Raw genomic sequence first — 12,219 nt, forward strand, 5'->3', positions numbered from 1 at the left:
ACCCCATCATCACCCGAACCTCCAGCGCCCCGCATCTCTGCAGCACCGCCTCAGTAGCGAAGCCCTCGACTATAGCATGAGTTCGGAGGGCGAGAAAAGACTCCAGCCAAAAAATTGCCCTCTACCGGGGGGAGACCGCCATGGCGGACTCCAGTGCGTCGATGAACAGGGCTGCGACATCACACCCTGTCTGATCGAAGATTTCCTGGAAGCACGTCGGGCTGGTCACATTGATTTCCGTGACGCAGTCCCCGATGACATCCACGCCCGCCAGCAACAGGCCGCGCTCTTGCAGTATGGGCCCCAGGGTTTCGCCGATCTCCAGGTCGCGTGCCGTCAGGGGCCGTGCCACGCCCTTGCCTCCCGCCGCAAGGTTGCCACGCACCTCCGTGCCTTGCGGAATGCGCGCCAGGCAATAAGGAACGGGCTTGCCGCCAATCACCAGCACGCGCTTGTCGCCGTCCACGATCTCGGGCAGAAACTTCTGCACCATCACGCTCTGCGCGCCGTCGCGATTGAGCGTTTCGGTGATGCTGCCCAGGTTCAGGCCATCCGGTCCCACGCGGAAGATGCCCATGCCCCCCATGCCGTCCAGCGGCTTGAGGATGATGTCCCGGTGCTCTGCGTGAAAACGCTGGATGTCCGATGCGCTGCGCGTGACCAGGGTTGGCCCGATGAACTGGGGAAACTCCATGATCGCCAGCTTCTCCGGATGGTCGCGCAGTGCCCGGGGCTTGTTGAACACGCGGGCGCCATCTCGCTCGGCCTGCTCCAGCAGATGGGTGGCGTAGAAATACTCGCTGTCGAAGGGCGGGTCCTTGCGCATCAGCACGGCGTCGAAGTCCACCAACGCGGCGACGCGTTCGGGCTGCGCCTCGAACCACGGGCTGGCATTCCCCGTCAGTCGGATGTCGCGCACCCGCGCACTCACCTTGCTTGCGCGCTGCCAAGTGATGTGCCGTGGCTCGCACACCGCCAGCGTATGCCCGCGCCGATGGGCTTCGCGCATCATGGCGAAGGTGGTGTCCTTGTAGATCTTGAAGCTTTCCAGGGGATCGGCGATGAAGAGCAGTTTCATGGTGTCGGATCGAAAGTGGCAGGAGAGGCGCTGCCAGGTTGGCCAGCTAGCTCCTCTATATAGATATGGGCAAAGACGATGGCCGCAACGCCCGGTTGGCCCGGCCGCCGCGCCAGCGGTTCACCCGGGCTCGCCTCACGCACCCCGGGCCGGCGAACGCCTGTACTGTTGCACAAATAGCGCAAAGCTGCCGGCGACCACGCCCCAGAAGGCCGACCCCACCCCGGCAATGACCACGCCGCTCAGGGTGACGAGGAACGTGACGAGCGCCGCTTCGCGGTGCGACTCCTCGCGCAAGGCGACCGCCAGGCCGTTGCCGATGGTGCCCAGCAGGGCCAGGCCTGCGATGGCCACCACCAGTTCGGAGGGAAATGCGGTCAGCAGGCCGGTGATGACCGCACCAAAGAGACCGATCGCCACATACAGTGCGCCGCAGCACACCGCTGCCGTGTAGCGCCGATGGCGGTCCTCATGGGCCTCGGGGCCCATGCACATCGCGGCCGTGATGGCGCTGAAGTTCAGCGCGAAGGCGCCAAAGGGCGCGAGCGCGAGCGTGGCGAGCCCCGTCAGCGTGATGAGGCGGGAGATGGGCAGGTCATAGCCCGAGGCCCGGATCACCGCAACGCCGGGAAGGTTTTGCGACGCCATGGTGACGACGAACAAGGGGATCGCCAGGCTGATGGTCGCGGCAAGGCTGAACTGCGGCGCCGTGAAGACGGGCATTGCCAGTTCCAGCCGCACCCCCGACCATGCCATCTTCCCCTGCAGGGCCACGAAGACCACGGCCACCGCCAGGGTGACGACCACGGCGTACCGCGCCGCGAACTTGCGGGAAAACAGGTACACGACCAGCATGGTCAGCACCAGCGGCAGTGCCGTCTGGGCGGCGGCAAACGCCTGCAGGCCGAAACGCGCCAGCACGCCCGCCAGCAGGGCGGCGGCGATCTCCATGGGGATGCGCCCCATGGCCCGCTCGAACCAGCGCGTCACGCCGGCCAGCGTGATGAGGACGGCGCTGACCATGAAGGCGCCCACCGCCTCGCCCATGGTGAAGCCCCCGGCCAGGCCGGCCGTGGCCAGCACGGCCGCGCCAGGGGTGGACCAAGCCACCATCACGGGCTTGCGCAGGATGAGCGAGGGCACCAGGGAACACAGGCCCATGCCCAGGCCCAGCGCCCACATCCAGGACGTGACCTGGGCCGGCGTGGCGCCAAACGCCTGCGCGGCCTGGAACACGATGGCCACCGAACTGGTGAAGCCCACCAGCACGGCCACGAACCCGGCAGTGAATGCCGACAGGCTCAGGTCTTTGAAAAATTGCATGGGCTGGATTCTGGCACCACGCATCCCCGCCGGCGGCCGCGCCACCACAGAAAGGCGGGGGACACGATTGCTATTATTTTTATAGCTATTGGCGCTTGATGAGCAAGCGCTTGAAGCCCAAAAGACCCCAACCCGCTCAAATCTCGATCTTGGATCCGAGTTCGACGACCGCGTTGTTGGGCAGGTGCAGGAAGTCCGCCGCACCACTGGCGTTGTGGTGCATCTGCGCGAACAGCTTCTCGCGCCAGGGCGCCATGCCGCTGCCAATGGTGGGGATGACGGTATCGCGCGAGAGGAAGTAGCTGGTGGTCATCGACTCCAGCTCGCAGCCCCGCCCGCGCAGCAGCTCCAGCGCACGCGGCACGTCCGGGTCGTTCTTGAAGCCGTAGTGGATCACCACCTGCCAGCAGTCGTGGCCCAGGGGCTCCACCTGCAGGCGCTTGTCCAGCCCGATCCAGGGCGTCTCGTGGTTGTGCACGGTCACGAACAGGTTCTGCTGGTGCAGCACCTTGTTGTGCTTGAGGTTGTGCAACAGCGCATTGGGCACCGCACCGGTCTCGGCCGTGAGAAACACGGCGGTGCCCTCGACCCGCGTGGGCGGGCTGATGAACACCGACTCCAGGAAGTCCTTGAGGTCGATGGCGTCCGCACGCAGCTTGTCGTTGAGCAGCCGCCGCCCCTCCTTCCACGTCATCATGAGGGAGAACACGACGCCGCCGATCATCAGCGGGAACCAGCCGCCCTGGAACAGCTTGAGCAGGTTGGAGGCAAAGAACGCCAGGTCCACCACGAAGAAGCAGCCCGTGGCCGCGATGCACAGCGCCAGCGGGTAGCCCCAGCCGTACCGGATCACGAAGAAGGTCAGCGTGGTGGTGATCAGCATGTCCAGCGTCACGGCAATGCCGTAGGCGGCCGCCAGGTTGCTGGAGGAGCGGAACATCACCACGGCCAGCACGATGGCGGCGAACAGCCCCCAGTTGACCAGCGGCATGTAGATCTGCCCGGTGTCCCGCACGCTGGTGTGCTGGATGTTCAGGCGCGGCAGGTATCCGAGCTGGATGACCTGCTTGGTCACGCTGAAGGCGCCGGTGATCAGCGCCTGCGATGCGATCACGGTGGCCATGGTGGCCAGTATCACCAGCGGGACCAGCGCCCAGTCGGGCGCCATCATGTAGAACGGGTTCTTCACCGCCTCGGGTTCGGCCAGCAGCAGCGCGCCCTGGCCGAAGTAGTTGAGCGTGAGCGCGGGCATGGCCACGCCGAACCAGGCCATGCGGATGGGGCGCTTGCCAAAGTGGCCCAGGTCGGCGTACAGGGCCTCGGCCCCCGTCACGCACAGCACCACGGCCCCCAGGATGATGAAGCTGGTGCCGGGATGGGCCCACATGAAGCCCAGCGCGTGGTGCGGGCTCAGCGCCCAGAGGATCTCGGGATGCCCCACGATGTGCGAGACGCCCAGCAGCGCAATGGTGATGAACCACACCAGGGTGATGGGCCCGAAAAACTTGCCGATGCCGCTGGTGCCGCGCTTTTGCACGGCAAACAGGCAAAAGAGCACGACCAGGGTGATCGGAATCACGTACTGCTTGAAATGCGGCGAGACGACTTCCAGCCCTTCGACGGCCGACAGGACCGAGATGGCGGGCGTGATGACGCCGTCGCCATAGAAGAGCGAGGTGCCGAAGATGCCCACGGCCAGCAGCACGCCACGCAGCCGGGGCTTGTCCTTGACGGCCTGGGAGGCCAGCGCCAGCATGGCGATGAGCCCGCCCTCGCCGTGGTTGTCGGCGCGCAGCACCAGCACCACGTACTTCAGCGAAACAATGACGGTGAGCGTCCAGAAGAAGATCGAGAGGATGCCGTAGATATTGGCTGGGGAGAACGGCACATGGCCGGACCCGAAGACCTCCTTGACGGCATACAGCACGCTGGTGCCGATATCGCCATACACAACACCGATGGCGCCCAGCGTAAGCGCTGCGAGCGATGATTTGGAGCTTTGCACTGACCGCACCCGGCACACAGGGGCTGCCGGGTTCCGTTACTTTTGGGAACGCTATTGTGCGCCTGAGGCAGATCAAGTGCCTGGGGGGAGCTCCCCATGTTGCGACGCAACAACTTGCCCTTGGCAGCCCGGCGCAGACATGGCAGGCCGCGCGGAATCCCCCGGCGAAACTGGCGCTGCCTGGTCGCAGGGGCGGCCCCGCCCCCTCCGGGAGAACACGGAGAAGACACGCCGCTTCCCGGGGGCGCCGTTTCAGTCGTACACCTCGGCGTCCGGGTTGGTGGCTTCCAGCTCGTAGCTGGCCGCCAGCATGGCCAGGCGCGCGACCACGCCGTACATGTAAAAGCGGTTGGGGGCGCTCACGCCGGGGCGCACGCCGGGCTGGGGCATGTGCGTGCTGTGCTCGAACGCGAGCGGCACGAAGCTCGCGCCCGGGGCGTTGAGGTTCTCGTCCACGCCGCGCTCGGCATGCATGCGGTAGAAGCCGCCCACCACGTAGCGGTCCATCATGTAGACCACGGGTTCGGCCACGGCCTCGTGCACGCGCTCCTGCGTGAGCACGCCTTCCTGGATGATGAGGTCGCTGACCGGCTGGCCGTCCTTGATGATGGCCATCTTGTTCTTGGTCTTGCGGTTGACCGCGTCCAGCTCCTTGGCGTCGCGCACGGTCATGATGCCCATGCCGTAGGTGCCGTTGTTGGCCTTGACGATGACGAACGGCTTCTCGTTGATGCCGTATTCCTTGTACTTGCGGCGCACCTTGGTCAGCAGCGCATCCACCGTGGTCTGCAGCTTGTCCATGCCTTTGTCCTCGGCAAAGTCCACGCCGTCGCACTGGCTGTACATGGGGTTGACGAGCCAGGGGTCGATGCCCAGCATCTTGCCGAAGCGCTTGGCCACCTCTTCGTAGTTCTTGAAGTGGGTGCTCTTTCGGCGCACGCTCCAGCCCGCATGCAGCGGGGGCAGCAGGTACTGCTCGTGGATGTCTTCCAGGATGCCGGGCGGCCCGGCAGAGAGATCATTGTTCAGCAGAATGGTGCAGGGGTCGAAGTCCTTGAGGCCCAGGCGGCGCTTGGTGCGCACCACGGGCTCCAGCGTCACCGTGTCGCCATTGGGCAGCTCGATGAGCGTGGGCTTCTTGATCTCGGGGCTGATGGAGCCCACGCGCACGTTCAGGCCCGCCATGTTGAAGATGCGCTGCAGCTGCACCACGTTGGCCAGGTAGAAGGTGTTGCGCGTGTGGTTTTCCGGAATGATCAGCAGGTTGCGCGCCTCGGGGCAGATCTTCTCGATGGCGGCCATGGCGGCCTGCACGGCCAGGGGCAGCATCTCCTTGGTGAGGTTGTTCCAGCCCCCGGGAAACAGGTTGGTGTCCACGGGCGCGAGCTTGAAGCCAGCATTGCGGATGTCCACCGAGGTATAGAACGGCGGCGTGTGCTCCATCCACTCCAGCCGGAACCAGCGCTCGATGGCGGGCATCGAGTCGAGAATGCGCTGTTCGAGTTCGTTGATCGGCCCGGTGAGGGCCGTGATGAGATGCGGAACCATGGAAAGCCCTCGGGAAGCGATTGCGATGAATTGTAGGGAGTTGGGGTCGGGCCGGAAATTCGCAAGCCGCCTGCGGCACGAGCCGTGGCGGGCGCTGGCTACCGGCGCCAGAAGGCGGGGGTGAGCAAGGCCATGAAGCTCAGGATCTCCAGCCGCCCCAGCAGCATCGCCAGCGAACACACCCAGATCTGGAAATCGGTCAGCACGGCATAGGTGGACGCGGGGCCCACGCTGCCCAGCCCCGGGCCCGCGCAGTTCACGCTGGCCAGCACCACCGAGAACGCCGTGACCGGGTCCAGGTCGGTCAGCAGCATGACCATGCTGAGCCCGAAGACCGTGCCGCCATACACCAGCATGAACGCGAGCACCGAGAAGATCACGCGGTTGTCCACCACGGCCCCTCCCAGGCACACGGGCTGCACGGCGCGCGGGTGCACCAGGCGGTTCATCTCCCGGCGCGCCTGCTTGGCCAGGATGAGCATGCGCACCATCTTGATCCCCCCGCCGGTCGACCCCGCGCTGGTGGCCACGCCCGACAGCAGCAGCATGAACACGGGCGCAAACACGGGCCAGGCCAGGTAGTCCACGGTGGCATAGCCCGTGGTGGTGGCGAGCGAGATCACATTGAACATCGCGTGGCGCAGCGCATCCAGCGGTGCATAGCCCCCCTTGGCCCACAGCAGCAGCGCCACCACCAGCCCCCCGCCCACCAGCGAGAAAAGCGTCGCGCGCAACTCCGGGTCGCGCCAGAAGCCACCCCAGTGGCCCTTGCGGAAGGCCACGAAGTACAGCGCGAAATTGCAGCTGGCCACCAGCATGAAGAAGACGCAGATCGCCTCCAGCAGCGGCGACTGGAAATACCCGAAGCTGGTGTCATGGGAAGACAGCCCGCCCAGGCTCACCGTGGTGAACATGTGCATCAGCGCATCCAGCGGCCCCATGCCGGCCGCCCAGTAGGCCAGGCCGCAGGTGACGGAAAACAGTGCATACACGCCCCACAGGCCCTTGGCGGTGCCCGTCATGCGCGGCGTGAGCTTGGCGTCCTTGAGCGGCCCGGCCGCTTCGGCCTTGAACAGCTGGCTGCCCCCGACCCCCAGCAGCGGCAGGACGGCCACCGCCAGGATGAGGATGCCCATCCCGCCCATCCACTGCAGAAAGGTGCGCCATACATTGACCGACACGGGCAGCGCGTCCAGGCCGCTGAGCACCGTGGAGCCGGTCGTGGTCAGGCCCGACACCGCCTCGAAGTACGCATGCGTGAAAGACATCGGCCGCCCGATGTGGTGGCCCGCCAGCATCAGGGGCACCGCGGCGGACAGCGGCAGCAGCATCCACACCAGCGACACCAGCATCACGCCGTGGCGCGGCTGCAATTCCTGGCGGAAAAGGCGCAGGCGCCACCAGAGCCACGCCCCCACCGCCATCGTGGCGCCCATGGCGATCGGGTACACGTGCCACACGCCATCGCGCGTCCACAGCGACACCACCAGCGGCAGCCCCATGGCCAGCGAAAAGATCATGACCAGGATGCCCAGCACGCGCAGGACGGGAAACATGTCTGTCATGACGGGCGTCCTTGGTCCATGGCAGCCGGCATCGCATGCAGCTGCCGATACTGGCGCAGCCCAGGCGAGGGCCGCCGCGCAAGGGCCGCCGCGCCGCAGAGGCGGCGCTTCGCTGGCGTGCGCTGGCGGCGTCCCCCTGCCCGCAGCGCGAAGCGCTGCGAGAGCGGGGGCTGGGGGCCGGGGCTCCCAGCGTGCCTGCGCAGGCTGGGACGGCCCCGAAGAGCTGGTGCCTCTGGCAACTGCACGGAGGCGCGAATCAACTCAGGGGGGGACATCAAAAAAACGTCGCGCTCACGCGGAAGAGCTTTTCCACGTCGCGCACGAGCCGCTTGTTCGGCAGGAAGAACACCACGTGGTCGTTGCCCTCGATCACCGTGGAACTGCGCGGGATGATGACCTGCGGCTCGCGCAGATCCCCGGGCGGCGCATCGGGCGAATCCGGCAGGCCGCGCACGATCAGGCCCATGTGCACATCGCGCGGCAGCGCCAGTTCGCTGACCTTGCGGCCCACCACGCGCGAGCTCTTGCGGTCGCCGCGCGCCACGATCTCCAGCGCCTCCGCCACGCCCCGGCGCAGGCTGTGCACGGCCTGCACATCCCCCTGGCGCACGTAGGCGAGCAGCTCGCCCAGCATGGCCTGCGCGGGCGACAGCGCGATGTCGATCTGCGTGCCGTGCATCAGGTCGGCGTAGCTGCGGCGGTTGATGAGGGCGAGCACCCGCCTGGCGCCCATGCGCTTGGCCAGCAGGCAGGACATGATGTTGTCCTCGTCGTCGTCGGTGAGCGCCAGGAACAGGTCCACCTCCTCGATGCCCTCGTCGCCCAGCAGGTCCTCGTCGGTGGTGTCGCCCTGCAGCACCAGCACCTCGGAAGGCAGGGCCGACGCCAGCTCGACGCAGCGGTCGGCGTGGTCCTCGATGATCTTGATGTTGAAGCGCCCCGGCGCCTGCGCCAGCTGGCGGGCCAGGCGCAGCCCCACCCGGCCGCCGCCGGCGATCATGATGCGGCGCACGGGCTGGGAAGGCTGCGACTGCGGCCGGTGCAGGGCCGCCAGCACCTTCGCGATGTGCTCCTGCGCGGCCAGCACGAAGACCTCGTCGCCCGGCTCGATGCGGGTGCGCCCGTCGCACGCGACGAAGCGGTCCGGCTCGTCCGGAAACCGCCGGTAGATGGCCACCATGCGCATGGCCATCTCGGGGTCGCTCTCGCGCAGCTGGCCGATGGTGTGGCCCACCATGGGGGCACCCGCACGCGCGCGCACCGATACCAGGCAGGCACGCCCCCCCGCGAACTCGCGCACCTGCATGGCCTCGGGGTATTCGATGAGCTTGCCGATGTAGCGCGTGAGGGATTCTTCGGGGCAGATGATGCGGTCCACCGCAAAGCCCTCGGGTCCGGTCAGCCGCGTGTCCAGGTCAAAGCCGGTGGAGCGCACCCGCGCGATGCGCTTGGGGATGTTGAACACCAGCTGTGCGATCTTGCAGCACACCAGGTTGGTCTCGTCCTGCGCGGCGCAGGCGATCAGCAGGTCAGTGTCCTGCGCGCCCGCCTCGGCCAGCACGGCGGGCTCGATGCCGTTGCCCACCACGCCGCGCAGGTCGAAGCGCGACTCCAGGTCGCGCAGGCGCGCGGCGTCCGTGTCGATCACGGTGATGTCGTTGCGCTCCGACACCAGGCTGTCGGCCACGCTCTGGCCCACGCGGCCCGCCCCGAGGATGATGATTTTCATGTGGTATGGGCCGTCAGCGCACTACTGGCAAGCGCCACCAGCTATGAAAAATGGAGCAAATCAGGTCCGCACCTCGCCCTCGCCCAGCACCACGTACTTGAGCGAGGTCAGGCCTTCGAGCCCCACGGGCCCGCGCGCATGGAATTTGTCGGTGCTGATGCCGATCTCGGCGCCCAGCCCGTACTCGAAGCCATCGGCGAACCGCGTGCTGGTGTTCACCATCACACTGGCGGAATCCACCTCGCGCAGGAACCGCTGGGCATGCACATGGTTGGTGGTGAGGATGGCATCCGTGTGGTGGCTCGAATACCGGTTGATGTGGGCGATGGCCTCGTCCACGCCATCCACCACCTTCACGCTGATGATCGGGGCCAGGTACTCCTCGCTCCAGTCCTGCTCGGTGGCGGGCACCAGCTGGGCGCCTTGTACCGATTGCAGGATGGCCAGCGCCTGCGGGCAGCCGCGCATCTCCACGCCCTTGGCGGCGTACACGGCGCCGATCTTCGGCAAGAAGTCGGCCGCCACGCCCCGCGCCACCAGCAGGCCTTCGCTCGCGTTGCAGGGGCTGTACTTGTTCGTCTTGGCGTTGTCGGCCACCTTCACCGCCATGGCGATGTCGCAGGGGTCGTCCACATAGGTGTGGCAGTTGCCGTCCAGGTGCTTGATGACGGGCACCTTGGCGTCGCGGCTGATGCGCTCGATCAGGCCCTTGCCGCCACGCGGGATGATCACGTCCACAAACTGCGGCATGGCGATGAGCTGGCCCACGGCCTCGCGGTCGGTGGTCTGCACCAGCTGCACCGCGTCCTGCGGCAGGCCGGCCTCGGCCAGCGCCTGCTGCACCAGCTTGGCCAGCGCCTTGTTGGAATCGATGGCTTCGGAGCCGCCGCGCAGGATGCAGGCGTTGCCGCTTTTGATGGACAGAGACGCGGCCTCGATGGTCACGTTGGGCCGGCTCTCGTAGATCATGCCGAACACGCCGATCGGCACCCGCATCTGGCCCACGCGGATGCCGCTCCCCTGCTGCTTCATGCCCAGGATCTCGCCGATGATGTCGGGCATGGCGGCCAGCTGCTCGCAGCCCTCGGCGCAGGTCTCCAGCACCTTGGGGCCGAGCTTCAGGCGGTCCACCATGGGCTCGGCCAGGCCGGCGGTGCGGGCGCGGTCCAGGTCGCGGGCGTTGTCGATCTGCAGCGCCTCCACGTTCTCGCGCAGCAGGCGGGCCAGGGCCTTGAGTGCTTTGTTTTTGATAGCTGCTGGCGCTTTGGCCATCAGCGCAGAGGCCGTTTTGGCCTGCTGGCCGAGGGTGTGCGTGTATTCAGCGACGTTGAGGGCGTTCATCCGGCGATTTTGCCGCAGATACCCTCTGTGCGGCCCACCGAGCGCCTGTTACCCTTGCCACCCCGCCGCCATCCCCCGCTTCCAGAGCCGCCCATGACCCGCGCCCACCTGCTTCAACCTGTCCACGACGCCCTGCAGGCCTTCAGCCACGGCACGCTGTCGGCGTCCGCCCTGAGCACCACCGCCCGCGCCCAGACCGACCTGCTGGCCGCCCTGCCGCCGCGCTACGCCGAGGTGCTGCACGGCCTGCTGGACCGGCTCGAATCCAGCGCGCTGTTCTCGGAAGAAAGCTGCTCGTTCAGCCAGAAGGATCTTGTCGCCAACCTGGAGATGTGGGTGGACAAGGCACGCGGCGTGCTGGACGCCGCCTGATCATTACTACCATTTTGATAGCTTCCAGCGCTTGATGGACAAGCGGTAGCGGCTATTTTTATCTGGAACCAGGCGCAGCGCGGCTCACCGCGCCGCCTGCGTCAGCCGGCACAGCTGGAACGCCAGGCGCTGCAGCGCCTGCCAGCCGTCGGTCGGCCAGTCGGGCGCCTTCAGGCCCTTGACGATGCCGTCCACCGTGTGCGCGGACTGCAGCAGCCGCGCCAGGGCGGCGTCGCTCGCCTTGGGCAGGATGCGCTCATACAGCTTTTCCTTGGCTCCCCAGATGCGGTTCTCGCGCAGGGCCATGGGCAGGGGGCGGCCGGCGTTCATGGCGTCCTTCACGCGCTTGAGGGCGCGGATGTCTTCGGCCAGCGCCCAGTGCACCAGCACTTCTGCCTCGCCTTCGGCCTGCAGGCCGTCGAGCATGCGCTGCACGCGCGCGGTCTGGCCGGACAGCACGGACTCGGACAGCTTGAACACGTCGTAGCGCGCCACGTTGAGCACGGCGGCCTCGACCTGGGCCTGCGTCAGCTCGCCCGCCGGGTGCAGCAGGGCCAGTTTCTGGATCTCCTGGTGCGCGGCCAGCAGGTTGCCTTCCACGCGGTCGGCAAAGAACTGCAGCGTGCGCTGCCCCTCCTCGCCCGCCACCACGCGCTGCCCCTGGGCGGCCAGGCGCTGTGCGATCCACTGCGGCAGCATGCCGCGCTCGATGGGGTCGATCTGGAGCGAGGTGCCGCTCGATTCGAGCGCCGCGAACCACGCGCCGGTGCGTGTGGCCTTGTCCAGGCGCGGGAGCATCACGAGCGTGAGCGTGCTGTCGTTGCCCCGGGCGGACTCGGCCACCTGCTGCAGCGCCACGCTGCCGTCCTTGCCGGGCTTGCCCGAGGGAATGCGGATCTCCACGATCTGCTTGTCGGCGAACAGGCTGAGCGAGCCGCCCGCCGCCAGCACCGCGCTCCAGTCGAAGTGCGCGCCCGCCACCGTGTAGGAACTGCGCTCGGTATAGCCCTGCGCACGGGCCGTGGCGCGGATGGCGTCGGCCGCCTCCTGCTGCAGCAGGGGCTCGTCGCCATGCAGCACGTAGAGCGGCGACAGGCCCCGTTGGAGATGCGTGGAGAGTTGGGCCAGGGCGACTTGCATGCGGCAAAGTTTATCCCCTTGCCCTGGCACCCTGGCGCACCAGGAGGCCAGGGGCACAGAAAACCCCGCAGATCGCCAGCACAGGCCTGCAGATTGCACGGTACACGCACCCGATTGC

9 protein-coding genes are annotated in these 12,219 nt (G+C 67.1%); 1 reads left to right on the top strand and 8 read right to left on the bottom strand.

Annotated features, from left to right (window positions below; genetic code table 11):
• Positions 1-121: 121 nt before the first annotated feature.
• The 7 genes from gshB to AC07OD_RS11595 all read right to left on the bottom strand — a co-directional run bounded on the left by gshB (position 122) and on the right by AC07OD_RS11595 (position 10,589).
• Positions 122-1,078: a glutathione synthase gene (gene gshB, locus AC07OD_RS11565; protein ID WP_494596742.1), complete on the bottom strand. Its 957-nt coding sequence runs from the start codon at positions 1,076-1,078 to the stop codon at positions 122-124.
• Between the two features lie 135 nt (positions 1,079-1,213).
• A complete protein-coding gene (locus AC07OD_RS11570; protein ID WP_218297844.1) occupies positions 1,214-2,401 on the bottom strand; it encodes a benzoate/H(+) symporter BenE family transporter in 1,188 nt (395 codons plus the stop codon).
• Between the two features lie 136 nt (positions 2,402-2,537).
• Positions 2,538-4,406, bottom strand: a complete 1,869-nt coding sequence (locus tag AC07OD_RS11575; RefSeq protein ID WP_369643628.1) for a potassium transporter Kup — start codon at positions 4,404-4,406, stop codon at positions 2,538-2,540.
• Between the two features lie 252 nt (positions 4,407-4,658).
• Positions 4,659-5,954, bottom strand: a complete 1,296-nt coding sequence (gshA, locus tag AC07OD_RS11580; protein WP_218297846.1) for a glutamate--cysteine ligase — start codon at positions 5,952-5,954, stop codon at positions 4,659-4,661.
• 98 nt (positions 5,955-6,052) lie between these two features.
• The gene (locus tag AC07OD_RS11585; protein WP_494596745.1) at positions 6,053-7,519 is read right to left on the bottom strand and encodes a TrkH family potassium uptake protein; all 1,467 of its coding nucleotides are present in this window, start codon (positions 7,517-7,519) and stop codon (positions 6,053-6,055) included.
• A 274-nt stretch (positions 7,520-7,793) separates the two neighbouring features.
• Positions 7,794-9,248, bottom strand: a complete 1,455-nt coding sequence (gene trkA, locus AC07OD_RS11590; RefSeq protein WP_494596747.1) for a Trk system potassium transporter TrkA — start codon at positions 9,246-9,248, stop codon at positions 7,794-7,796.
• Between the two features lie 60 nt (positions 9,249-9,308).
• Positions 9,309-10,589, bottom strand: a complete 1,281-nt coding sequence (locus AC07OD_RS11595; RefSeq protein WP_218297849.1) for a glutamate-5-semialdehyde dehydrogenase — start codon at positions 10,587-10,589, stop codon at positions 9,309-9,311.
• Positions 10,590-10,682: 93 nt separating this feature from the next.
• Here AC07OD_RS11595 and AC07OD_RS11600 point away from each other — a divergent pair, with 93 nt between their 5' ends.
• Positions 10,683-10,961, top strand: a complete 279-nt coding sequence (locus tag AC07OD_RS11600; protein ID WP_369643630.1) for a hypothetical protein — start codon at positions 10,683-10,685, stop codon at positions 10,959-10,961.
• Positions 10,962-11,045: 84 nt separating this feature from the next.
• Here AC07OD_RS11600 and holA read toward each other — a convergent pair whose 3' ends face one another.
• Positions 11,046-12,101, bottom strand: a complete 1,056-nt coding sequence (holA, locus tag AC07OD_RS11605) for a DNA polymerase III subunit delta (protein ID WP_494596750.1) — start codon at positions 12,099-12,101, stop codon at positions 11,046-11,048.
• Positions 12,102-12,219: the final 118 nt, after the last annotated feature.

Source organism: Acidovorax sp. GW821-FHT10E03 (assembly GCF_059415205.1).